The following is a 23,902-nucleotide window of genomic DNA, read 5'->3' as shown; positions in this document are numbered from 1 at the left end:
GAACGGGTGCCGGAGAGCGGTGGGGCGGGGGCGCGGCCGTGTCGTGCCGACCGTGGTCGTGGGCGCCGCACTCTGTGCGGTGGCGGCCCTTCCCGGGCAGGCCGGAGCCGCCGGGACGCCCCGTCCGTACGCGTTCGCCGAGGGCGCCGAGACGGTCGAAGGAGCGCCCACCAACGTCGCGGGGCGCCTGCTCCGAGCCGGGAAGACGTACAAAAGCACCCTCCCGCGCGCGGGACGGCACTTTTACCGTCTGGAGCTCACGGCGCTCGAGAACGCCTACGTGTCGGCCACCGCGGTGCCGAAGCCGGGCACGCGGCTCTCCTATGCCGACGGCGTCGAGGTGTCCATCCAGGACGCGGACGGCAACAACTGCAGCCCCCTCGAGGCGGAGAAGGCGCGGTTCGGCTCCTCGGGGAGCGCGCGTCCGATCACGGCCAGCGCGGTACGCAGGGCCGGGCCGGACGAGAAGAGCTGCCGGAGCGCCGGAACGTATTACGTGCTCGTCGAGCACACCAGGGCCTCCGGACCCGGCGCCCAGGAGGACTGGGACCTGGAACTGCACGTCGCGTCGGAACCCGTACTGAGGGACAGGGGCGGGACGACGGCACCAGAGGCATGGGACTCCGCCGTGCCCGTGCCGCCGTCGGGCCAGCGGCGGGCGCGTGCGGGCGGCACGAGCTTCAACGAGGCACGAGGGCTGCGGGACGGGGTGTGGGGCGCCGGGATCGAGCCCGGGGACACGCTTTTCTACCGCGTACCGGTCGACTGGGGGCAGCGGCTCTCGGTCGCCGCCGAGCTCGGCAGCACGAGCGAGGGCGCCGCGAGTGGGGGCGCCGAGAACGGTGGCGCCGCGAGTAGGGGCTTGTCGAGTGGGGGCGTGTCGAGTGGGGGTGCTGCGAGCGGGGGCTCGGCCGGCGCGGGAGGCGGGGTGGGGCGGGGGACCGCGCGCGGCTCGGGGTACGTCTCGTCCGCGCTGGTCATGTCCCTGTACAACCCGGTGCGCGCCGAGGTCGACGACGCCGACACCTCGTACGACGGCAGGCAGAAGTCGATGGCGCTGGACGCCTTGCCGCCGGTCGCTCACGAGAATCGTTTCTCCCCCACCGACGAGATGTCCGCGATGCGGTTCGCCGGCTGGTACTACGTCTCGGTTCACCTCAACCCGGCCGTGGCGGAGAAGTTCGGCGACGGCCCACTGGAGCTGACCTTGCGGGTGGGCGTGGCCGGGTCGCCGCGGCCGGGGCCCGTCTACGCGGGATCACCCCGGCCCGCCGACGACTTCGGCGTGTCGGAGCGGGACACGGAGGCCGCCGAGCGCGGGGAGACGGCGCCCGGGAGCGGCGGCGGGGACGGGAGCGGTGGCGGGAGCGACGACCAGGTGATGGCCGTCGTCGCAGCCGGCGGGATCGGGTCCGGTGTGGTGCTGCTCGGGATCCTCGGCGTGTGGACGCTGGTCGCTCGACGCAGGGCGGCCGCGGCGCCGCGTCGGATCTGACGATGCGGCTCCGGCGGCTCAGGTCGTCAGAGCTGGGTGAGGGCCCAGACGCCGACGGCGAGGCAGGTCAGCGCGGCGAGCAGCATCGGGACCGCGACCTTGGCGGGCGGTCCCGGGCGCCTCGGCGAGGCGGTGGAGCCTGTCGTGAGGGGCCGGGGAATCGGGTGGCTCAGAGGTGGAACCTGAGCGGCGTGAGCGGTGTATGGATAAGTAGAGGCGTGAGCGCGGGGCGCCGACGACGTGACTGCTTGGTGGGGGGAAGGCACATGCGCGGGCTGGGGTGTCGGGTCGGGCCTGAGGTGGGGTGCGGGGGCCCGTAGCGGCATGGGAGTAGGGGGAGTGGACGGGAGGGGTGGCTGAGCGGGGTGCACCGGAGGCGGCAGGTGGAAGGTGCCGGAAGGAGCGGGATCCGGGGCCTGTGCGTACTCGGACGCGGGCATGGGGTCGGGCGACGGTGGGTGGCCCTGCGTCCGCCAGTCGTCGGCGTGGTTCCGGGCCGGTGGGGGTGAGGGCGTCGAGGCCGGTGGAGGGGTCGGTGTAGCGGTCGGTATGGGGGGAGCGGGAAGGGGCGCGGGGTTCGGCGTCGGCGGTGTGGCGGCTGTGCGGGGCATGGGAGGGAAGGGGGTGGACGTCGGCGGGGCCGGTGGCGTGGGTGCGGGCTCGGCCGCGTGCCTCGGTGGGCGGCCGGCCGCGTGCCGAGGGGTGTGACCGGGGCGGCGCGGCGCGCCTGCCAGGGGGCCGTCGGGGCCGAACCCCGTGGGCAGCGGGGCGAGTTGGTCGAAGATCTCGATGAGCTCGTCGTCGGGGCCGGCCTCGGGCAGCATCTCGGCGGCCGAGGCGAGTGCCTTGCGCGCGCCCGTGGCGGTGCGGAAGCGCGTCTGGGGGTCCGGCTGGAGCAAGGTGGCGATGACCTGCCACAGGGGCTCGGCGATGCCCTGGGGGGCCCGTGGCGTCCCGTGCTCGGCGAAGTACTCGATGAGTGCCTTGGCGTCCGGCTTGGCGCCCTCCAGGAGGTACAGGGCGACCAGGCCGACGGCGAAGAGGTCGGCGGTGAAGTCCGGTTCGGCGCCGAGCATTTGCTCGGGGGCGAAGTAGCCGGGAGTGCCGACGACATAGTCGGTCTCGGTCAGCCGGGGCTCGCCCTTCCGCATCGAGATGCCGAAGTCGGACACGCGCAGATGCGGGCGTCCGGCGCCGGTGGCCTCCAGCAGGATGTTGGCCGGCTTGATGTCGCGGTGGACGACGCCTTCGGCGTGGACGGCCGCGAGACCGGAGAGGAGCTGGTCGAGCAGGGTGCACACGAAGCGGGGCGGCAGCGGGCCGTAGTCCCCGATCACATGCGCCAGCGAGCCGCCGCCGACCAGGTCCATGGTGAACAGGACCTTGTCGTCGTCGGCGGCCCAGCTGGCGGGCGCGAGCACATGGGGGTGGTCGATCCGCAGGGCCTGTTCGCGTACGAACCTCAACAGGGAGTATGCGTCCCTCTGTTGCAGGACCTTGGCGGCCACATAGCGGTGCCGCCGGTGGTCCCAGGCGCGCCAGACCGCTCCGACTCCCCCGTGTCCGATCGGGTCGACCAGTTCGTACCGGCCGGCGAAGACCTCACCCATGGTCGCGCTCCGCTCCCCTTCCGGGCCGCGCGGCGGCCCGGTCGACGGCTCAGCTCTGGTGCGCCTCGTAGTGGGCGACCGCGTCCGCGGTACGCCCGGCGCCGTACACCCGGAGGAACTCTGCCAGCTCCGGGTGGGTCGGGGCGAGGGAGTCCGCGGCATCGATGATGTCACCGGCGGCCGCGACGGAGCGCAGCAGTGACTGGATCTCGCGCACCACGCGCTTCACGGTGGGCGCGCCCGAACTGGTCGCCGTCTGCGAGGTGTTGGTGAGCACGGAGCCGCCCTGGGACTTCTTGATCTCGTCCATGCGGTCGGTGGCCTCGGCGGCGCTGACGCTGCCGTCGGCGACCTGGCCGGCCAGTTCCTGCAGGAGCTGGACGCGCTGGACGACGGCCGGGTTGCCGATCTTCGCGCGCTGGCCGCTCATGAGCTGGGACAGCATGGGTGCGGACAATCCGAGGACTCCGGCGAGGCGTGCCTGGTTCAGGCCCAGATCATCGATGAGGCGTCGGAAGAGCGCCCCCAGCGGCTCCCCGTACCAGTTCCGCTGGAGCTCTCGTGCTCTCGCGGTGGTGTCTTGCTGTGCGGCGTCCATTGCGTCTCCCCATCGCTTCCCCTAAGACCGCGGTTCGCTGCCGCGAACCACGTCGAGCATCTTACGGAGCGTGGTCGAGGACCGGGACCCCCAATCCTTTTGCGAGATCCGGGGGGTGACCCGGTACTCTGGTCTGCGGTGCACGCCGGGAGGTGATTCTTCCGGTCCGTGCAGCGTGTACGGGGCCTTAGCTCAGTTGGTAGAGCGCTGTCTTTGCATGGCAGATGTCAGGGGTTCGACTCCCCTAGGCTCCACATCGCAAGAAGCCCCTCCCGCCGGTGGAAACGCAGGTAGGAGGGGCTTCTTCGTTGCTTCGGGCGGGGGCCGCCGATGGTCCGCGCCCCGGGTCCCTCGACGGGCCCGGTGCAGGTCACGCGGGGTGGCCGGCCGTGATGTCGGTGGCGTCGTTCAGGGTGAGGGGGCCCGGTCCGTCGGCCGTCGGGGTGTGGGTGGCGACGGGGTCGAGGAGGAAGGCCACATGGTCTCCCCCGTCGAAGCGGTCGTGGACGCGTCCGGTGAACCAGGCGAGCGCATCGCCCAGGACGACCGCGCCGCCCAGCCCCTCGTGCCAGTCCAGGCCGGAGAATTTGTCGGTCTCGGCGCCGCACAGCGCACCGAAGCGCTCGGCGAGGTCGTGCCGGTCCCGGGGCAGCAGGTGGACGGTGAGGGTGCGGGCCGACAGGGCGACGCCGTAGGTGTGGTTGGCCTTGGAGAGCCAGACGGCGAAGCGGACGGGGTCGAGGGAGCACTGGCCCGCGAAGCCGACCAGACAGCCGGCGCGCCGGTCGTCGGCCGCCGCGGTGACCACGTACACGGCGGGATGCGCGAGCGCGGTGAAGGGCGCGATGTCCTCGTCGTCCATGTCCACCTGCCGAGGGTCGTGGTGCGGGGAGACGTGCTGAGGGAAGCGCGGTGAGGAAAGCGTGGTGAGGGAAGCGCGGTGAGGAAAGCGGGGTCGAGGGAAGCGCGGTCGAGGGCGGCGCGGTCGACGGCGTGCGGCCGGGCGGTGGACCACCGGGCTCTGCCCGCCGTCGTGCTCCGGCGTTGTTTCACGTGAAACGCCGTCGTGAAACGCCGCCATTGGGACGCTGACGCCGTGGGGCGGAAGACCTGATGGTCTTCCGCCCCACGGCGTCACGATGTCGTCCTGGCGGCCCTGCTCGCCCGCGGTCCTACTTGTCGCGGTCGGTGGCCTCGGCCTCCGCCTCGGCCTGCTTGGCCTGGACCTCGGGGTCGAGGGCGGCCTGGCCACTGCCGTCGACCGAGGTCAGCGGCGTACCGGCCGGGACCTCGGTGGCGGCGGGCGGCTCGACCAGCCAGTCCGGGTTGGCCTGCTTGTCCCACCACTTCCACGCGGCGACGGCGCCGCCCGCGAGGATGCCGATCACGGCGAGGCGCTTGGCGAGGCGTCCCGTCCTGGCCCGGCGCTCGTGCTTGCGGGCCAGACGCTGGACCTCCTTGGCCGAGACCTGACCGCGCAGCGCGGCGATCGCCGCCGTGCCACGGGACGCGGCCTCCTCGCGGACGGGCTGCGCGGCGGCGACCGCGTGCTCGATGCGGGGCTTGGAGTAGTCCGCGGCCTGGCGGGCGGCCTTGCGGGTACGGACGGCGGCTTCGTGGGCGGCGTGGTCGACCTTCGGCGGCACGTGCGTGCGGGCCTGCTCGACGCGGGGGGCTACGTGGGCGCCGTACTGGACACGGGCTTGCTCAGCGGCCTGGGACACCTTGGGCGCGAGCCGTACACGCGCCTCGTGCGCGTAGTGGGCGGCCCGGTCCTTGGCCGTGTCGGCGTAGGGTGCCACCGCGTCCGCGGCGTGACGCACGCTGTCCTTGGCCGAGCCGGTCGCGGCGCGCACGCTGTCGATGCGGGTCACGGGATCCTCCTCCTCGGTGGCGTATAGGTATGTCACCTTTCCACCCTTTCAACGATCATGCCTTCCGGATCGCTCCCAAGGCATGTGAGGGCGGGCATCCGGGTCACGGGAGATGACACCGGCACTCTGAAACCACACTCTGAACATCGGCACTCTGCGCACAGGCACTCCGGAACAGAGAAAGATCTGAGTTCTCTGCTGCCCCGATCGACCGGCGGGAATCAGGATCGACCGACGGAATCAGCTGCGGTCTGCCGCGGTCCGTTCAATTCGATCGAATCGGTGCAAGAAGAGCTCTTGGCCGACAATGCCACGGATCGGTTCGGCGCGCGCCCAGTCGGTGGCTACTCGTCCCAATCCCGTCCGTGCGAGGATCGGGGTGTCACAGAAGACAACGGAAGGCAGATCGTGGCTGAGCAGCTTTACGCCACCCTGAAGACCAACCAGGGCGACATCGAGGTCCGGCTCCTGCCGAACCACGCGCCCAAGACGGTCAAGAACTTTGTTGAGCTCGCTCAGGGCGAGCGCGAGTGGGTCCACCCCGCGACCGGCAAGAAGACCTCGGACCGCCTGTACGACGGCACCGTCTTCCACCGTGTGATCAGCGGCTTCATGATCCAGGGCGGCGACCCGCTGGGCAACGGCACCGGCGGTCCGGGCTACGAGTTCGAGGACGAGTTCCACCCGGACCTCGCCTTCGACAAGCCGTACCTGCTGGCGATGGCCAACGCAGGTCCGGGCACCAACGGCTCGCAGTTCTTCGTGACTGTGGCGCCGACCGCGTGGCTGACCCGCAAGCACACCATCTTCGGCGAGGTCACCGACGCGGCCAGCCAGAAGGTCGTGGACGCCATCGGCACCACGCAGACCAACCCGCGCACCGACCGTCCGGTCAACGACGTGGTCATCGAGTCCGTGGTCATCGAGACCCGCGACGCCTGATCCACGCGTACCGCGAGGGAACCAAACCGCCCCGCCCATCCGTAAGGAAGGGCGGGGCGGTGCGTTGCCACACGTGCCGTCACAGTGCCTTCGTACGGAGATTGAGGGGACCCCATGGACCAGGCTCCAGGCAGCCCGCAGGAGCCGCAGGGCGCATCGGGCCTGCCCGTCTGCTACCGGCATCCGGACCGTGAGACCGGCATCACCTGCACCCGCTGCGAGCGCCCCATCTGCACCGACTGCATGATCAGTGCCTCGGTGGGGTTCCAGTGCCCCGAGTGCGTCCGGGGCGGTTCGGGCACCGGTCACGCGCCGGAGGCCAACCAGCCGCGCACGGTCGCGGGCGGCACGGTCACCGCCGATCCGCGTCTGGTCACCAAGGTGCTCGTGGGGCTGAATCTCGCCCTGTTCCTGGTGCAGCTGGTGGTCGGGGACCGGTTCACCGACCGGTTCGATCTGCTGGGCCGGGCCTTCGTGCCGGAGTTCGGCTCGGTCGAGGGCGTCGCCGAGGGCCAGTGGTACCGCCTGGTGACGGCGATGTTCCTGCACAGCAGCTATATGCACATCGCGTTCAACATGCTCAGCCTGTGGTGGATCGGCGGCCCGCTGGAAGCGGCTCTCGGCCGGGCCCGCTACCTCGCGCTCTACGCGGCCTCGGGCCTCGCGGGCGGTGCGCTGACGTATCTCCTCGAAGAGCCCTACCAGCCCTCGCTCGGGGCCTCCGGCGCGATCTTCGGCCTCTTCGGCGCGACGGCGATCCTGATGAAGCGCCTGAACTACGACATGCGGCCGGTCATCGCGCTGCTCGCGATCAACATGGTGATCACCTTCTGGTGGCCCAACATCGCCTGGCAGGCGCACGTCGGCGGCCTCGTCGGCGGCCTGATCGTGGGCTACGCGATGGTGCACGCGCCCCGCGAGCGGCGGAACCTCATCCAGTACGGCAGCTGTGCGCTGGTGCTGGTCGTGGCTGTGGTCATGGTCGTCGTGCGGACCGCGCAGCTCACCTGACGTACCCGCGTTGTCCACAGCGTGTGCCGGATCTTGTGCAAGCTGTGGGGAACAACCGTGCCCCTTGTCCCTGACCTGGGTTTCCCCAGGAAGGACAAGGGGCGAGGGGCGAACAGAGATCCGGTGGACCAGTCACACCGGCGTCAACCGGCTGAAGGTTATCCACAGATCTTCAGACCTTTTCCCCATGTGGATAGCGCTGTGGATAACTCAGGGCAGGACTTGCGCCCGGGGCGCTCGTCCCACTAAGGGGCAGCGCCTACTTCCACTGCGTGGAGACGCCGAATCCCGCGGCGATGAAGCCGAAGCCGACCACGATGTTCCAGTTGCCCAGCGGGTCGATCGGCAACTTGCCGTCCGTGACGTAGAAGACGACGATCCAGGCGAGGCCGATGAGGAACATCGCCAGCATCACCGGAGCGACCCAGCTGCGGTTCGTCAGCTTGATGTTCGTCGCCTTCTTCGAGGGCGGCGGGGTGTAGTCGTCTGCCTTCTTGCGGATACGTGACTTCGGCACGAGGGTCTCTCCTGTCGATGCGCTGCGTGGCCGCGCAGGTAACTGTGGGCTGGCGCCGGGCGGGCACTACGGGGAGCCAATGCCTCCCCCGGGCGTCCGTTAGCGTAGTGCTTCCGCGGCGCTGAAGGAGATAAGGGTACGTTGAGCAATTCTGCCGACTCCCACAAAGGTGCCGGTCGTCGCCCCCGCCGGCGTCCGGTTCGGGTGCTTACGGGTGCTGTGTTCGCCTTGGCCGGGCTGATCTTCTTCACCAGTTTCAACACGGCCAAGGGCACCAACATCCGTACCGACGCCTCGTTGCTGAAACTCTCCGACCTGATTCAGGAGCGCAGCCACAAGAACGGCCGGCTCGACGAGTCCAACGGCACGCTCCGCGACGACGTCGAGTCGCTCGCCCAGCGCGACAGCGGCAGCACCAAGGCCGACGAGGCCCGGCTCAAGGCGCTGGAGGAGAACGCCGGCACCAAGAAGCTCGACGGCAAGGCGGTCACGGTCACCCTGGCCGACGCCCCGCCCGACGCCACGGCCAAGCTCCCCGGCTACCCCGAGCCCCAGCCCAATGACCTGGTCATCCACCAGCAGGACCTCCAGGCCGTGGTCAACGCGCTCTGGCAGGGCGGCGCCCAGGGCATCAAGGTCATGGACCAGCGGCTGATCTCCACGAGCGCCGTGCGCTGCGTCGGCAACACGCTGATCCTCCAGGGCCGCGTCTACTCACCCCCGTACAAGGTGACCGCGGTCGGCGACCCCGACAAGCTCAAGACGGCCCTCGCGGCCTCCCCCGAGATCCAGAACTACATGCTCTACGTCAATGCCTACGGCCTCGGCTGGAAAGTCGACGACGACGGAGCGGTGACTCTTCCCGGCTACTCGGGCACAGTGGATCTCCACTACGCGAAGCCCGCGGAGTAAGAGCAGCAGGAGCAGCAGAGCAGTAGGAGCAGCAAGAGGAGCGAGCGAGCCCCTGGGGAGGGACCGTCCTGTGTCCGTGCGTGTGCTCATCAGGACGTTCAGCGAACTGTGCATCACCGTCGGCGCCTTGATCGTGCTCTTTGTCGTGTACGTCCTGTTCTGGACCGGCGTGAAGGCCGACAGCGCCATGGACAGCCAGATCGACGAACTCCAGGACCGGTGGGCGCGCGGGGCGGTCGCCGCGGGCAGCGGCGACACGGGCACCGGCGATCCGGGTGCCGATGACACGTCGACCGGGGACGGCAAGGCCGAGGCCTCGCCCAAGGAACCCGGCCCCTACCGGGACGGCAGGGCCTTCGCCGTCATGTACATCCCGCGGTTCGGTTTCACGTGGAACAAACCGGTGCTCCAGGGCACCGGCGCCGACGTCCTCAAGAAGGGCCTCGGCCACTACGCCTCCACCGCGCGGCTCGGCCAGAAGGGCAACTTCTCCGTGGCCGGCCACCGCCGCACCTATGGCGACCCCTTCAAGGACTTCCCCGAGCTGCGCCCGGGCGACGCCGTCGTGCTGACCGACGGCTCGACGTGGTTCACGTACCGGATCGACAAGAAGCCCTACCGGACGCTCCCCGGCGACATCGGTGTCATTGATCCCGTGCCGCGCAAATCCGGCTATGACGGCCCGGGGCGTTACCTCACTCTTACGACCTGCGAACCAGAGTGGGGCCACAGCCACCGGCTGATCGCCTGGGCACATCTGGACGCGACCCAGCCGGTGGAGGCTGGGAAACCGGAGGCACTGCGCCGTTAGTCTGGTGCGGTACGGCCGGGGAGGCCTTGCCGTACGCGACGGAAGGGACGGCATGTACGGCTGGATCTGGCGGCATCTGCCGGGAAACGCATGGGTGAGGGCGCTGATTTCCCTGGTGCTCGTCTTCGCGGTGGTCTATGTGCTGTTCCAGTACGTCTTCCCGTGGGCGGAGCCGCTGCTGCCCTTCAACGACGTGACGGTGGACGGCCAGTGAGTACGCAGAGCGGCCGCAGCCGCATCCTGGTCGTCGACAACTACGACAGCTTCGTCTTCAACCTCGTCCAGTACCTGTACCAGCTCGGCGCCGAGTGCGAGGTCGTGCGCAACGACGAGGTCGAGCTCAGGCACGCGCAGGACGGCTTCGACGGCGTCCTGCTCTCGCCGGGGCCCGGTACCCCGGAACAGGCGGGCATCTGCGTCGAGATGGTCCGGCACTGCGCGGCCACCGGCGTGCCCGTCTTCGGCGTCTGCCTCGGCATGCAGTCCATGGCCGTGGCGTACGGCGGCGTGGTGGACCGCGCCCCGGAGCTGCTGCACGGCAAGACCTCGCTGGTGCGCCACGAGGGCAAGGGTGTCTTCGCGGGCCTGCCGTCGCCGTTCACCGCGACGCGCTATCACTCGCTGGCCGCCGAGCCGACGACGGTTCCGGCCGAGTTCGAGGTCACCGCACGCACGGAGGACGGCATCATCATGGGTCTGCGCCACCGGGAGCTGCTCGTCGAGGGCGTGCAGTTCCACCCCGAGTCGGTCCTGACCGAGCACGGCCATCTGATGCTCGCCAACTGGCTGGTGGAGTGCGGGGACACCGGAGCCGTCGCCCGGTCGAGTGGGCTGGCCCCGGTGGTGGGCAGGGCCACGGCGTGACGGCCCTGCGCCCCGAGCGCGACTCCTCCGGAGCCCCGTACGACGCGAGTGACGCGCGCGGGGACGACGGTGCGTTCGAGGCGGCGGTCGACCACTTGGACGACCCGCTGACGGATCCGCTGCCCGGGCAGCACCCGTCGCCGTGGTTCCGCAGCGGGCAGGGCGGGCCGGGGGAGGAGCAGCAGCCACCGCTCCAGCCGCAGCAGCAGTCCTCGCCGCGGGGCGGCGCGCAGGACCAGGAGTGGTACGACCCCGAGGGGTACGCCCGCGACTGGTACGGGCAGCAGGCGGCGCCCCAGCAGCCCCACCCGCAACACCAGCCCCAGCCCCAGCCCCAGCCCCAGCCCCAGCCCCAGCCCCAGCCCCAGCCCCAGCCGCACGGGACGCCCGAGCCCACGTACGAGCAGCTGTACGGCGCCTACGCCCCCGAACCCGTATCCGAAGCCGAGCGGATATCCGCCGACGGCCTCCGCGCCGATGAGGCCGATTCCACGGACGCCCGTCCCACCGACGCCCGTCCCGCGGACCTGCGCCCCACGGAGGGCCGGGCCGCGCGCCGCAAGGCCGCCAAGAAGGGCGGCGCCCGCACCCGGAGCGCCCGCCCCGCCAGAGGCAGCGCGGACGCCCGCCCCGCCGGAAGCAGTACGGGCAGCGGACCGAGTGCCGCGGGAGCTCCCCGCTCCCGCCTGGAGGCCCGCCGTGCGGAGCGCGCGCGCAAGCCGTCGCCGGGAGCGGTGATCAGCCGGGGGCTCGGCGAAGTCTTCATCACCGTGGGCGTCCTGATGCTCCTCTTCGTCACGTACCAGCTGTGGTGGACGAACATCCGCGCGCACCAGCAGGCGAACGGCGCGGCCCACGACCTCCAGGAGAGCTGGGCCAAGGGCAAGGGGAAGCCCGGGTCCTTCGAGCCGGGCCAGGGCTTCGCGCTGCTGCACATCCCGCGGCTGGACGTCGTCGTGCCGGTCGCCGAGGGCATCAGCAAGCACGACGTGCTCGACCGGGGCATGGTCGGCCACTACGACCGGGGCGCCACCAAGACGGCGATGCCGGAGGCGAAGAAGGGGAACTTCGCGGTCGCGGGCCACCGGAACACCCACGGCGAACCGTTTCGCTACATCAACCGTCTGGAGCCGGGCGACCCCATCGTCGTGGAGACGCGGGACAAGTACTTCGTCTACAAGATGGCGAGCATCCTGCCGCAGACCGCCCCCAGCAACACCAGCGTGATCGCTCCCGTGCCGCGGGGATCGGGGTTCACCCAACCCGGTCGGTACATCACACTGACCACCTGCACCCCGGAATTCACGAGTAAGTATCGAATGATCGTCTGGGGCAAGATGGTCGAGGAACGGCCGCGCAGCAAGGGAAAACCGAGCGCGCTCGTGAACTAGAACGGTGAGAACCGTGCACCAGAACGGTGAGAACGGGGCAGATCGAGTGGCAGCCACGACCGACGACGAGAAGCAGGCCGAGGCGCCGGCGCCCGCTCCCGTACGCAGGGGGCGCGGCCCCCTCGCCACCGCGGTCAGCGTCTTCGGTGAACTCCTCATCACCGCGGGCCTCGTGCTCGGTCTCTTCGTCGTCTACTCGCTCTGGTGGACGAACGTCGTGGCGGACCGCGAGGCGCACAAGCAGGGCGACCGGGTGCGCGACCGCTGGGCGGGCGGCCCCGGCAGCATCGACACCAAGGGCGGCATCGGCTTCCTGCACGTGCCCGCGATGGGCAACGGCGAGGTCCTCGTCAAGGCGGGCACCAGCAGCAAGGTCCTCAACGACGGCGTCGCCGGCTACTACAAGGACCCGGTCAAGTCGGCCCTCCCCCAGGACGAGAAGGGCAACTTCACGCTGGCCGCGCACCGCGACGGGCACGGCGCCAAGTTCCACAAGATCGACAAGATCAAGAAGGGCGACGCGATCGTCTACGAGTCCCGGGACAAGTGGTACGTCTACAAGGTGTACGCGACGCTGCCCGAGACCTCGAAGTTCAACGTGAAGGTCCTGGACTCCGTCCCGAAGGAGTCGGGCGTGAAGAAGCCGGGCCGCTACATCACGCTCACCACCTGCACCCCGGTCTACACCTCGCGCTACCGGTACGTGGTGTGGGGCGAGCTGGACCGGATCGAGAAGGTCGACAACAAGCGGACGCCGCCGGCCGAGCTGAAGTAGCGGCGCCGGGTCGGCCGCCGCCGGACCTACGACGGAGCCCCCGTACCGCTCGGCGGTACGGGGGCTCCGGCACAGCTCCCGGGCGGGACGGACCGGTCGGTCAGTCCAGGACTCCCCAGTCGCCCCAGTCGTGCTCCCCGCGGTTGCCGCCGCCGTTGCCGTTGCCGCCGCCGTTGTCGCCGCCCGAGCCGCCCGCGGTGGTCAGGTTGACCGCCGAGCCGGGCGCGACCTTCTCGCCCGTGTTGGGCTGGGGCAGGACCACGAGGGCGTCGTCGTCCTGCGGGCCCGTGATGGTGCCGACCGTCAGGCCCGCGTCCTCGATCGCCTTGCGGGCGTCCTTGAGCTTCTGCCCGGCCAGCGGCGGAACGGTCGCCTCTTCGGCCTTCTTGGCGACCTGGACGGTCACGGTGGAGCCGGGGTCGACGGCGGTACCGCCGGCGGGCGTGGTCTTGATGACCTTGCCCTCCTCGACGTCCTGGCTGGCCACGTCCTCGCGCTGCGCGGTCAGGCCATTGGCCTCGATCTGCTTCTTGGCCTCTTCCCAGGTGCTGCCCGAGACGCTGGGAACGGTCGACTGCTCCTTCTTCTTGGCCACCTCGAGGGTGATCGTGCTGCCCTTCTGGACCTCGGAGCCGGACGTCGGGTCCTGGTCGAGGACCTCGCCCGGAGTCGCGGGGGACTCCACCGACTTGGTCTTGACCACGAACTGGTACTTGTCGCCCTCGAGCTTCTCCGTGGCGTCCTCGATGTCCGAGCCGATGACGTTCGGCACCGCGACCTTCGGCGCGCCCGTCGACACCGTCACCGAGATGGTGTCGCCCTTGTTGACCTCGGCGTTCACCCCCGGGTCCTGGCTGCAGATCTCGCCCTTGGGGAACTTCGCGCAGGGCTTGCGGTCGCCGACCTCCAGCTTGAGGCCGACGTTCGTGGCCGACTTCTCGGCCTCGCTCTCGGTCTCGCCGATCAGCTTGGGGGCCTTCATCGTCCCGTCGCCGCCGCCGTCCCCGCTGAACGCCCACTTCCCGATGAGGATCGCCCCCACCAGGACCAGGACGCCCGCGAGCACGAGGAGCCAGGTCGAGGTGTTGCTCTTCTTCTGCCGACGGCCGCGGCCCTCGTCGTAGCCGTAGCCCCCGTCGTCGGGGTTGACCGGCGGCATCATCGACGTCTGGCCGCCGCCGTTCTGCGGGCGCAGCATGGCGGTCTGCTGGTCGGATCCGTAGCCGTCGGCTCCGCCGTAGCCGACCGCGCCCATGGCGGCGGTGGCCGCGACGGGCTGGCCGTCCAGGCAGGCCTCGATGTCGGCGCGCATCTCGTCGGCCGACTGGTAGCGGTAGTCCGGGTCCTTGGTGAGGGCCTTCAGGACGATGGCGTCCATCTCCGGAGTGATCTCTCCGTCGAAGACGCTCGGCGCCTGCGGCTCCTCCCGTACGTGCTGGTAGGCCACCGCGACCGGGGAGTCGCCCACGAAGGGCGGCCGGACGGTCAGGAGCTCGTAGAGCAGGCAGCCCGTGGAGTAGAGGTCCGAGCGGGCGTCGACCTGCTCGCCCTTGGCCTGCTCCGGGGAGAGGTACTGGGCCGTGCCGATGACCGCGGACGTCTGCGTCATGGTCATGCCGGCGTCACCCATGGCGCGGGCGATGCCGAAGTCCATGACCTTGACCTGGCCGTTGCGCGTCAGCATGACGTTCGCCGGCTTGATGTCGCGGTGGACGATGCCGTTGCGGTGCGAGTACTCGAGGGCCTGGAGGATGCCGATCGTCATCTCCATGGCCCGCTCGGGCAGCAGCTTGCGGCCGGAGTGCAGGAGCTCGCGCAGCGTGGAGCCGTCGACGTACTCCATCACGATGTACGGGATGGAGACGCCGTCGACGTAGTCCTCGCCGGTGTCGTAGACCGCGACGATCGCCGGGTGGTTGAGCGAGGCGGCGGACTGGGCCTCACGGCGGAACCGGGCCTGGAACGACGGGTCGCGGGCGAGGTCGACTCGCAGCGTCTTCACCGCCACGGTGCGCCCGAGGCGGGTGTCGTGCGCGAGGTAGACCTCCGCCATCCCACCACGGCCGAGCACCTGGCCCAGCTCGTACCGGCCGCCGAGGCGACGCGGCTCTTCCATAGCTAATCCAGCCCTCTCCGTCGGTCCCGACCGCACCGTTGTGTGGTCCGGCGGTGTGCTGTCCGGGCATACGGTACCCGGCTCGACTTGCGTGACCCGGCCGCGACCGTCACCCGATACCGGACCGGTACCGCAACGTGCACCGATGTGGAGGGGCCGTGACCGGGGTCACTTCTTGCTGTCGATGACTGCCTTCATCACGTCCTTGGCGATGGGGGCCGCGAGACCGCCACCGGAGATGTCACCCCGGTCGGCGTCGCTGTCCTCGACCACCACGGCGACGGCGACCGGCGATCCGGAGTCCGTCTTGGCGTACGAGATGAACCAGGCGTACGGGTTCTTGCTGTTCGCGACGCCGTGCTGCGCCGTACCCGTCTTGCCTCCGACAGTGACGCCGGGGATCTTGGCCATGGTTCCCGTGCCCTTGTCGACGACGGTCTCCATCATCTGCTGGAGCTTCTGCGCGTTCTCCTTCGAGAGCGGCTCGCTCATCTCCTTGGGCGAGTGCTTCTCGACGACGTCGAGGTTGCGCGCCTGCAGCTCGCTGACCATGTACGGCTCCATGAGCGTGCCGTCGTTGGCGATCGCGGAGGCGACCATGGCCATCTGCAGGGGGGTGGCGGCCGTCTCGAACTGGCCGATGGAGGACAGCGCGGTCTGCGGCTTGTCCATGTCCTCGGGGAAGTTCGACGCGTTCGAGCGGACCGGGACGAACTGCTCGGAGTTGAAGCCGAACTTCTTGGCCGTCTCCAGCATCTTGTCCTTGCCGAGATCGGAGCCGATCTTGCCGAAGACGGTGTTGCAGGACACCCGCAGCGCCTCGCGCAGCGTGGCGTTCTTGCAGGGGATGGGGCCCTCGTTCTTCAGCTCGGTCTGCGTGTTCGGCATCGTCCAGGGCAGCGGGGAGTCCGTCTTGCTGTCGATGCCGTCGTACAGGCCGTGCTCCAGGGCGGCGGCCGCCGTGACCACCTTGAAGGTGGAGCCGGGCGGGTAGGTCTCGCGCAGCGCGCGGTTGACCAGCGGCTTGTCCTTGTTCTTGTCGAGGTTCAGGAACTCCTCGGCTTCGTCGTTGGTGTTTCCGGCGAAGCTTCCGGGGTCGTACGACGGCGTGGAGGCCAGCGCGAGGATCGCGCCCGTCGACGGGTCGATCGCGGCGACGGCGCCCTTGCCGCGGCCCTTCAGGCCGTCGTACGCGGCCTTCTGCGCGGCGGAGTTGAGCGTCGTGACGACATTGCCGCCCTCCTTCTTCTCGCCGGTCAGCATGTCGAGCGTGCGGCGGAAGAAGAGCCGGTCGTCGTTGCCCGTGAGGATGCCGTCGTCGATGTTCTCCAGCTGGCTGGCGCCGATGCGCTGCGAGGAGTAACCGGTGACGGGGGCCCACATGGGCCCGTCCTTCCAGGTGCGCTTGTACTTCAGGTCACTGCCCGGGGTGGCCTTCGACCCGGTGATCGGCTTGCCGTCGACGATGATGTCGCCGCGCGGCTGGGCGTACCGCTCGATGGTGACGCGGCGGTTCTTCTCGTGCTCGGCCAGGGAGTCGGCCTGGACGTACTGGAGCCAGTTGTCCCGGGCGAGCAGGGCGAGGACGAGCAGCCCGCAGAAGATCGCGATCCGGCGCAGGGGCTTGTTCACGGTCGGACCACCTGGGTCATTTCGGCGTCGGGGTTCGGTGCGGGGGACGGGGCGGGACGGCGCGCGGTGTCGCTGATCCGGATCAGGATGCCGATCAGGGCCCAGTTGGCGATGACGGAGGAACCGCCGTTCGCGAGGAACGGCATGGTCATACCGGTCAGCGGGATGAGGCCCATGACGCCGCCCGCGACGACGAACACCTGGATGGCGAAGGCGCCGGAGAGGCCGATGGCGAGGAGCTTGCCGAACGGGTCGCGGGCGGCGAGCGCCGTGCGCACGCCGCGCTCCACGATCAGGCCGTAGATCAGCAGGACGGCCATGATGCCGGCCAGACCGAGCTCCTCGCCGTAGGTGGCGAGGATGAAGTCGGAGTTGGCGGCGAAGCCGATGAGGTCGGAGTTGCCCTGCCCGAGGCCGGTGCCGAGGACGCCGCCGGAGCCGAAGGCCATCAGGGACTGGGCGACCTGGTCACTGCCGGTGGAGGCGATGACGGCGTCGGAGAACGGGCTCAGCCAGGCGTCGACTCGCTTCTGCACGTGCGGCTCGAAGGTGGCCACACCGACCGCGCCGACCGCGGACATCAGCAGGCCGAAGACGATCCAGCTGGTGCGCTCGGTCGCGACGTACAGCATGACGACGAACATGCCGAAGAACAGCAGCGACGTACCGAGGTCGGTCTCGAAGACGAGGATCAGGATCGAGATCGCCCAGACGACGATGATCGGGCCGAGGTCGCGGCCGCGCGGCAGGTACAGGCCCATGAAGCGGCGGCTGGCCAGGGCGAGCGCGTCCCGCTTCACCATGAGGTAGCCGGCGAAGAAGACCGCGATGACGATCTTGGCGAACTCTCCCGGCTGGATCGAGAAGCCACCGATGTGGATCCAGATCTTGGCGCCGTTGATGTTCTGACCGATGCCGGGCACGAGCGGCAGCAGCAGCAGGACGAGGGCGCCCACCATGGAGATGTACGTGTAGCGCTGCAGGATGCGGTGATCCTTGAGCAGCAGCAGCACGCCGACGAACAGCGCGATGCCGATCGCCGAGTACATCAGCTGCTTCGGAGCCGAGGCGCTGAAGGCGCCGAACTGCGCCTTGGCCAGGTTCTGCAGCTTCTCCGACTGGTCGAGCCGCCAGATCACCACCAGACCCAGGCCGTTCAGCAGGGTGGCAAGCGGCAGCAGCAGCGGGTCCGCGTACGCCGCGAACTTGCGTACGACCAGGTGGCCGACCGCGGCGAGCAGCCCCAGGCCGACCCCGTAGCCGAGCATGCCGGACGGCAGCTTGCCGTCGAGCGCGAGGCCCACGTTCACGTAGGCGAACAACGGGATGACGACCGCGAACGCAAGCAGCGCGAGCTCGGTGTTGCGCCGGCTCGGCGCACCGATCGCGCCGATCGTCGACGTGTGTGTAGTACTGCTCATGGCGTGCAAGGGCCCCCAACGGCTGCTTACTGCTTACCGCACAGCGGGACCAGCTTCTGCTCATCCTCGGAGAGGCTGGGGCCGGGTGTGGGAGTCGGTGCGGTCTTGGACTTGTTCTTGTCGGTGGAGCTGTTCTTGTCGTTCTTGTCGGTGTCGCCGGACGCGGTCGGGTCCGGGGTCGGCGCCGTGCGCAGCCCGGTCGTGCCGCCGGCTTCGCCCTCGCCGGTCTTGGCGTTGTTGTCGCGCTCGACCTCGCGGCGCTCGGCGTCCTTCTTGCAGGCCGAGGCCTGCAGACCGAGCTCCTTGATCTTGCCCGTGGCCTCGCCGAGGTTGTCCTCGGGGATGGTGGCCTCGACCTGCTTGCGCTGGTAGGGCGGCAGGTACTTGAGTTCGATCTCGGGGTGGTCCTTCTCGACCTTCGACAGACTGACCCAGGCCAGGTCCTGGTCGATGCCCCGGTAGAGGGCGACGTGCTTGTCCTTCGTGCCCACGTAGTACTGGGTCTGCGTCCAGCGGTAGCCCCCGTAGAGGCCGCCGCCGATCACGGCGAGCGCGAGCACTCCGTAGAGCGATCTCTTCAGCCACCTGCGGCCGCCGCGGGGCTTCACGAAGTCCTCGTCGTCGTACGCCGTGAAGCCGCTCTCGGGGACGTATCCCGTGGTGTCGCCGCTGCCGGGCGGGCCGAAGCCGCCGCCCTGGCCGTGGGCGGGCTGCGGCGGGACGGGGCGGCCGAGGCCCGACGCGCGGCCCGCGGGCGTCTGCATGGCGCCGTCGTCCTGCGCCTGGAGCTGGTTCTCGGCGACCGCGCCGACCACCACGGGGGTGTCGGAGAGCTGGCCCGCGAGGGTGTCGCCGCTGTCGATGTCCAGGACGTCGGCGACGATCACGGTGATGTTGTCGGGGCCGCCGCCGCGCAGCGCGAGCTGGATCAGCTCCTGCACGGTCTCCTGGGGGCCCTGGTAGCTGGCGAGGGCGTCTTCCATCGTCTGGTGGGAGACGACGCCGGACAGGCCGTCCGAGCAGATCAGGTACCGGTCGCCGGCGCGGACCTCGCGGATCGACAGATCCGGCTCCACGTGGTCGCCGCTGCCCAGCGCGCGCATGAGGAGGGACCTCTGCGGGTGGGTGGTGGCCTCTTCCTCGGTGATGCGGCCCTCGTCGACCAGGCGCTGCACCCAGGTGTGGTCCTGGGTGATCTGGGTGAGGACGCCGTCCCGCAGGAGGTACGCGCGCGAGTCGCCCACGTGCACCAGGCCGAGGCGCTGGCCCGTCCACAGCAGAGCGGTCAGGGTGGTCCCCATGCCCTCGAGCTGGGGGTCCTCCTCGACCATCAGGCGCAGCTGGTCGTTGGCCCGCTGCACGGCGGTGCCCAGCGACGTCAGGATGTCGGAGCCGGGAACGTCGTCGTCGAGCGTGACGAGCGTCGAGATGACCTCGGAGCTCGCCACCTCACCCGCGGCCTGGCCCCCCATGCCGTCGGCGATCGCGAGGAGACGCGGGCCGGCGTAACCGGAGTCCTCGTTCCCCTCGCGGATCATGCCTTTGTGCGATCCGGCGGCGAAGCGCAGCGACAGACTCATGCGCACCTCGCCCGTCGGCTCCGGGTACATCCGCACGGTGCCCACCCTCCGGTCGGGAGCGCGCCGGCGTCCAGTCCCTGGACCGCCGCTTCGGCTCGCTCGCTCCGCTCGCGCTCTTCCATGACGTAGTACTACTTCCGCAGCTCGATGACGGTCTTGCCGATGCGGATCGCCGTGCCCAGCGGAATGGGCGTCGGGGTGGTGAGTCGGGTCCGGTCGAGATACGTGCCGTTGGTGGACCCGAGATCCTCGACGATCCACTGGCCGTCACGGTCCGGGTAGATCCTGGCATGCCTGCTGGAGGCGTAGTCGTCGTCCAGCACGATCGTGGAATCGTGCGCACGGCCCAGCGTGATGGTCTGGCCCTGCAGCGCGACGGTGGTCCCGGCGAGGATGCCCTCGGAGACCACCAGCTTGGTGGGGGCGCCGCGCCGCTGGCGGCCACCGCCACCCTGCTGTCGCTGCTGCGGGGGCGCGGCGGCCTGCTGCTGCTGGCGGGCGGCCTGCTGGGGCCGCTCGCGGCGCGAACCGCGCTGTGTGACGCGCGTTCCGAACAGGTCGCTGCGGATGACCTGGACGGCCACGATCACGAACAGCCACAGAACGGCCAGAAAACCTAGCCGCATGACCGTCAGGGTCAGCTCTGACATTGCCCCCGCTTCACCCTTCGGCTTGCCGGTAAACGATGGTGGTTTGACCCACGACGATCCGCGAGCCGTCGCGGAGCGTAGCGCGGGTGGTGTGCTGCCCGTCTACCACGATGCCGTTGGTAGACCCGAGATCCTGGATCGTCGAGGGCGTTCCGGTCCGGATCTCACAGTGCCGGCGGGATACGCCGGGGTCGTCGATCCGCACATCGGCGTCGGTGCTGCGACCCAGCACCAGCGTCGGGCGGGAGATCTGATGGCGTGTGCCGTTGATCTCGATCCAGCGCCGCACCTGGGCGCCCGGAAGTGGTCCGGCACCGGGACCCGCGGGTCTGCTCGGGGCCGGGGACTGCCCGCCGGGGCGGCCCGCGCCGGGCGGGGGCGCGGCGGGCATGGGAGGTGCGCCGCCGGGGGCTCCAGCGGCCGGGGGGTAGCCATAGCCACCGCCGGCGCCGCCCGCACCGCGGCCGGGGGCCGCCGGGCCTGCGGGGCCACTGGGGCCGCCGGGGCCCGCAGGGGAGCGCTCGGGCGCCTGCGAGGAGCTGGAGGCGAGGGTGCGGCTGCGCACGCGGTACAGGCCGGTGTCGAGGTCCTCGGCCTTCTCCAGGTGGACCTTGATGGGGCCCATGAAGCTGTAGCGCTGCTGCTTGGCGTAGTCACGCACCATGCCGGAGAGCTCGTCGCCCAGCTGGCCCGAGTACGGGCTCAGCCGATCGAAGTCGGGGGCGCTGAGCTCCACGATGAAGTCGTTCGGGACGACGGTCCGCTCGCGGTTCCAGATCGTCGCGTTGTTGTCGCACTCGCGCTGGAGCGCGCCCGCGATCTCGACGGGCTGGACCTCGGACTTGAACACCTTGGCGAAGGTGCCGTTGACCAGACCTTCGAGACGCTGCTCGAACTTCTTCAGGACTCCCATGGGGCACCTCCTCCGTCGTAGTCATCCTGGTACTGCTTACTGATCGTATCCACGCGCCGGGAAATCGGCTGGTTCCCCCTGTCCGCCCGGTCGACGAGTGTCGCCTCTCACAAGGCATGCCCGCACCAGGCTTCGGGGATCCTCCCAGGACCCTGAGAGGGCCCTGATTCCTGGCCCCGGAAACCCCGTACGGGCAGTGGTCCGGGACGCCTGCTCGAGCCTCCTCTTACAGGGGATCGTAGAGGGGGCCCGAAGCCAGTGTCCCGCACCTGGCTGTGGACCTCGGTGTGCTCGGTCGGAGCGGGATCGGGGCTGATGCCGGTGGACGGGGCGTGCGGGCCGGGCGCGAGGCGGGTGCGGGGCGGGTGCGGGGCCGGGGTCGGGGTGTGCGGGATCGGTCCGGGTGTCGGGCGGGAACCGGCCGGGGCGCGGTCGGATCTCCTGGGCAGATGCCCCGGCATACGGATGTGAATCCACCCGCTGCAGCGTGCTAATCTTCTGGATGTCGGCAGGCGCTCGCACCACACAGTGAGAGACCCAAAGACAAACACCCATGCGCGGGTGGCGGAATAGGCAGACGCGCTGGATTCAGGTTCCAGTGCCCGCAAGGGCGTGGGGGTTCAACTCCCCCCTCGCGCACCATGAGGAAGCGGTCTCCTCCGGACGAAAGTTCGGAGGGGGCCGCTTCTTTTTGTATCCGTGCTGCGTCCGTGCTGCGTCCGTGCTGCGTCCGTGCTGTGGCGAGGCTGTCGCTGGGTTGTGGCTGGGCGGTTTCCGGGCCGCGGGTCTTCGGGCTGTGGGCCGCTGCCCGTGTCCGGCAGGCGTGCCCTCGGTCGGCGCGAGGGCGTGTCGCGGCGGGCGGGTGCGTCCGCGGTGATGTATGTCACCCGGGCGGTGCCGCGGGTGCCCCGGCGAAGTTATCCACAGGCTCTGACGGTGTTCGGCGCCCGGCGGTACGGTCGAGACCGGATGCGGGGACGGCCGGCGGGGGCGAGGGACATGGTGGATCTCGACGGAAGGATTCCCGGGCAGCGAGGGCTGCGCGGGGAGGTCGGGAAGGGCGCGAAGGGCGGCGACCGGTCGCGGCAGGGCGGGCGCGTTCCGCAGGTGCGGGGGTTCGCCGCGTGGCCGGCGCCGGGGTCGCCCAAGGCGGAGGGCAAGGCGCTGCGGCAAGGGGTGCCCCGCGCCGCGCACGCGGAGTGCGCGGTGGACGACGGGCGGCCCGACCCCGTGGCGGTCGTCCAGGAGACCAACCGCACCAGGCTCCCCGAGCTCGGGCCGATCAGGGTCGGCAGGATGGCCGCCTCCCCCTTCGCCTTCCTGCGGGGCTCCGCGGGCCTCATGGCGTACGACCTGGCGCGCACCCCGCTGTCGGGCATCGGCGCGCAGATCTGCGGCGACGCACACGCGGCGAACTTCGGTCTGTACGGGGACGCGCGGGGCGGCCTCGTCATCGATCTGAACGACTTCGACGAGACGGTGCACGGCCCCTGGGAGTGGGACCTCAAGCGCCTTGCCGCCTCCCTGGTGCTCGCCGGGCGCGAGGCGGGGGCGAGCGAGGACGCCTGCGAGGAGGCGGCACTGGACGCCGTCGGTGCCTACCGGCGCACCATGCGGCTGCTCTCCAAGCTTCCGGCCCTCGACGCGTGGAACGCCATCGCGGACGAGGAGTTGGTCTCGCACACGGACGCGCGGGACCTCCTCGGCACCCTGGAGCGGGTCTCCGAGAAGGCCCGCCGGAACACGAGCTCCCGCTTCGCCGCCAAGTCGACGGAGCGCGTCCGGGCCGCCGACGGATCCGACGGGCGGCGGTTCGTCGACGCCCTGCCCGTGCTGCGGCGCGTGCCGGACGCGGAGGCGGCCTCGGTGGCCTCGGGCCTGGAGGAGTACCTGGGCACGCTGACCGAGGACCGGCTGCCGCTGCTCGCGCGGTACGCGATCCAGGACGTGGCGTTCCGGATCGTCGGCACGGGCAGCGTGGGACTGCGGTCGTACGTGGTGCTGCTGCTCGACCACCGGGGCGAGCCGCTGGTGCTCCAGGTCAAGGAGGCGCGGCCCTCCGTGCTGCTGCCGCATCTGCCGACGGCCGGTTTCAAGGCGCCGGAGACCGCGCACGAAGGGCACCGGGTGGTGCTCGGGCAGAAGCGGATGCAGGTCGTCAGCGACTTCCTGCTCGGGTGGACGACGATCGGCGGAGCGGCCTTCCAGGTACGGCAGTTCAGGAACCGCAAGGGCAGCGTGGACCCGGCCGCGCTGGCCGCCGACCAGCTGGACGACTACGGCCGGATGACCGGGGCGCTGCTGGCCCGCGCGCACGCGCACAGCGCGGACCCGCGCCTCATAGCGGGGTACTGCGGCAAGAACGACGAGCTCGACGAGGCGATGGCCCGTTTCGCGACGGCGTACGCGAACCGGACGGAGGCCGATCACGGGCTGCTGGTGCGGGCGGTCAAGGAGGGCCGGGTGGCGGCGGAGGCCGGGGTGTGACGGGGGAGACGTGAGGGGCGCGGGGAGCGCCAAGGGGTGCCCGACGGGCGGTGGCGACGGGGCGGGGCGCGCTCGTGGGGCGGTGTCACGCGCGACGGGACCCGTCGGACAGGCCCTAGGCTGGACGGGTGACGATCCCGGAAGCCGACCCGACACAGCCCGAGACCCCCGACACCTCCGGTGAGGGGGCGCGGCGGCCGGGTACCGGTGGACGGCTCAAGGACCAGCTGAAGGCGCGGCTCAAGGAGCGGTCCGAGGAGCGCTCGCGCGAGCACGCGCAGGACGGGCAGCAGGGGCAGGAGC

General features: G+C 70.5%; 20 protein-coding genes and 2 tRNA genes. 11 read left to right on the top strand and 11 right to left on the bottom strand.

Annotation, left to right across the window (positions count from 1 at the left end; translation table 11 throughout):
* The first annotated feature begins 79 nt into the window (after positions 1–79).
* Positions 80–1,495 (top strand): hypothetical protein, encoded by a 1,416-nt coding sequence (locus ACFYXE_RS17490; protein WP_389313265.1) that lies wholly within the window; start codon positions 80–82, stop codon positions 1,493–1,495.
* Between the two features lie 26 nt (positions 1,496–1,521).
* Here ACFYXE_RS17490 and ACFYXE_RS17485 read toward each other — a convergent pair whose 3' ends face one another.
* Together ACFYXE_RS17485 and ACFYXE_RS17480 are read right to left on the bottom strand one after the other, a co-directional pair.
* Positions 1,522–3,105: a protein kinase gene (locus tag ACFYXE_RS17485; protein ID WP_389313263.1), complete on the bottom strand. Its 1,584-nt coding sequence runs from the start codon at positions 3,103–3,105 to the stop codon at positions 1,522–1,524.
* Positions 3,106–3,154: 49 nt separating this feature from the next.
* Positions 3,155–3,703, bottom strand: coding sequence for a hypothetical protein (locus ACFYXE_RS17480; RefSeq protein ID WP_055563954.1), 549 nt, complete (start codon positions 3,701–3,703; stop codon positions 3,155–3,157).
* Between the two features lie 181 nt (positions 3,704–3,884).
* Here ACFYXE_RS17480 and ACFYXE_RS17475 point away from each other — a divergent pair.
* Positions 3,885–3,957, top strand: a tRNA-Ala gene (locus ACFYXE_RS17475).
* Between the two features lie 116 nt (positions 3,958–4,073).
* On the opposite strand, the gene ACFYXE_RS17470 is transcribed toward ACFYXE_RS17475, so the two are convergent.
* Positions 4,074–4,565 carry a flavin reductase family protein gene (locus ACFYXE_RS17470; protein ID WP_389313662.1) on the bottom strand — a complete coding sequence of 164 codons (492 nt, stop codon included), beginning with the start codon at positions 4,563–4,565 and terminating at the stop codon, positions 4,074–4,076.
* A gap of 310 nt (positions 4,566–4,875) precedes the next feature.
* Positions 4,876–5,577: a DUF5324 family protein gene (locus ACFYXE_RS17465; protein WP_389313261.1), complete on the bottom strand. Its 702-nt coding sequence runs from the start codon at positions 5,575–5,577 to the stop codon at positions 4,876–4,878.
* Positions 5,578–5,985: 408 nt separating this feature from the next.
* Between ACFYXE_RS17465 and ACFYXE_RS17460 the strand changes: the two genes are divergently transcribed.
* Entirely contained in the window at positions 5,986–6,519 is a 534-nt protein-coding gene (locus tag ACFYXE_RS17460) for a peptidylprolyl isomerase (protein ID WP_389313259.1), read from the top strand.
* A 114-nt stretch (positions 6,520–6,633) separates the two neighbouring features.
* Positions 6,634–7,530 (top strand): rhomboid family intramembrane serine protease, encoded by an 897-nt coding sequence (locus ACFYXE_RS17455; protein ID WP_361172657.1) that lies wholly within the window; start codon positions 6,634–6,636, stop codon positions 7,528–7,530.
* A gap of 259 nt (positions 7,531–7,789) precedes the next feature.
* On the opposite strand, the gene crgA is transcribed toward ACFYXE_RS17455, so the two are convergent.
* Positions 7,790–8,047, bottom strand: coding sequence for a cell division protein CrgA (gene crgA / locus ACFYXE_RS17450; protein ID WP_098243661.1), 258 nt, complete (start codon positions 8,045–8,047; stop codon positions 7,790–7,792).
* A 141-nt stretch (positions 8,048–8,188) separates the two neighbouring features.
* Here crgA and ACFYXE_RS17445 point away from each other — a divergent pair, with 141 nt between their 5' ends.
* The 5 genes from ACFYXE_RS17445 (at position 8,189) to ACFYXE_RS17425 (ending at position 12,800) form a co-directional block, all read left to right on the top strand.
* Positions 8,189–8,959: a DUF881 domain-containing protein gene (locus ACFYXE_RS17445; protein ID WP_361172653.1), complete on the top strand. Its 771-nt coding sequence runs from the start codon at positions 8,189–8,191 to the stop codon at positions 8,957–8,959.
* A 76-nt stretch (positions 8,960–9,035) separates the two neighbouring features.
* Positions 9,036–9,770, top strand: a complete 735-nt coding sequence (locus tag ACFYXE_RS17440; protein ID WP_389313660.1) for a class E sortase — start codon at positions 9,036–9,038, stop codon at positions 9,768–9,770.
* Positions 9,771–9,980: 210 nt separating this feature from the next.
* Complete coding sequence (locus ACFYXE_RS17435) at positions 9,981–10,634, top strand: aminodeoxychorismate/anthranilate synthase component II (RefSeq protein ID WP_361172650.1); 654 nt, start codon at positions 9,981–9,983, stop codon at positions 10,632–10,634.
* Complete coding sequence (locus tag ACFYXE_RS17430) at positions 10,631–12,025, top strand: class E sortase (protein WP_389313256.1); 1,395 nt, start codon at positions 10,631–10,633, stop codon at positions 12,023–12,025. The genes ACFYXE_RS17435 and ACFYXE_RS17430 overlap by 4 nt, the downstream gene beginning before the upstream one ends.
* Before the next feature lie 46 nt (positions 12,026–12,071).
* Positions 12,072–12,800: a class E sortase gene (locus ACFYXE_RS17425; protein ID WP_389313254.1), complete on the top strand. Its 729-nt coding sequence runs from the start codon at positions 12,072–12,074 to the stop codon at positions 12,798–12,800.
* Positions 12,801–12,900: 100 nt separating this feature from the next.
* Here the strand turns inward: ACFYXE_RS17425 and pknB are convergent, their stop codons facing one another.
* The 6 genes from pknB to ACFYXE_RS17395 form a co-directional block, all read right to left on the bottom strand.
* A complete protein-coding gene (gene pknB, locus ACFYXE_RS17420) occupies positions 12,901–14,916 on the bottom strand; it encodes a Stk1 family PASTA domain-containing Ser/Thr kinase (protein ID WP_389313252.1) in 2,016 nt (671 codons plus the stop codon).
* Positions 14,917–15,084: 168 nt separating this feature from the next.
* Complete coding sequence (locus tag ACFYXE_RS17415; RefSeq protein ID WP_389313250.1) at positions 15,085–16,548, bottom strand: peptidoglycan D,D-transpeptidase FtsI family protein; 1,464 nt, start codon at positions 16,546–16,548, stop codon at positions 15,085–15,087.
* The gene (locus ACFYXE_RS17410) at positions 16,545–17,969 is read right to left on the bottom strand and encodes an FtsW/RodA/SpoVE family cell cycle protein (protein ID WP_389313248.1); all 1,425 of its coding nucleotides are present in this window, start codon (positions 17,967–17,969) and stop codon (positions 16,545–16,547) included. Before ACFYXE_RS17410 ends, ACFYXE_RS17415 begins: the two co-directional genes overlap by 4 nt.
* Positions 17,970–17,995: 26 nt before the next feature.
* Positions 17,996–19,579, bottom strand: a complete 1,584-nt coding sequence (locus ACFYXE_RS17405) for a Stp1/IreP family PP2C-type Ser/Thr phosphatase (RefSeq protein ID WP_389313658.1) — start codon at positions 19,577–19,579, stop codon at positions 17,996–17,998.
* A 101-nt stretch (positions 19,580–19,680) separates the two neighbouring features.
* Positions 19,681–20,199 (bottom strand): FHA domain-containing protein, encoded by a 519-nt coding sequence (locus ACFYXE_RS17400; RefSeq protein ID WP_361172632.1) that lies wholly within the window; start codon positions 20,197–20,199, stop codon positions 19,681–19,683.
* A gap of 10 nt (positions 20,200–20,209) precedes the next feature.
* Entirely contained in the window at positions 20,210–21,112 is a 903-nt protein-coding gene (locus ACFYXE_RS17395; RefSeq protein WP_389313246.1) for an FhaA domain-containing protein, read from the bottom strand.
* 555 nt (positions 21,113–21,667) lie between these two features.
* On the opposite strand from ACFYXE_RS17395, the gene ACFYXE_RS17390 reads away from it, so the two are divergent.
* Positions 21,668–21,754 (top strand) — tRNA-Leu (locus ACFYXE_RS17390).
* Between the two features lie 357 nt (positions 21,755–22,111).
* On the top strand, positions 22,112–23,599 hold the full coding sequence (locus ACFYXE_RS17385; protein ID WP_389313244.1) for a DUF2252 domain-containing protein: 1,488 nt from the start codon (positions 22,112–22,114) through the stop codon (positions 23,597–23,599).
* The last annotated feature ends 303 nt before the right edge of the window (positions 23,600–23,902 follow it).

The sequence above is a fragment of the Streptomyces sp. NPDC002564 genome, assembly GCF_042889645.1.
Lineage (GTDB): Bacteria > Actinomycetota > Actinomycetes > Streptomycetales > Streptomycetaceae > Streptomyces.
This window is presented reverse-complemented; position numbering and strand designations above follow the sequence as displayed.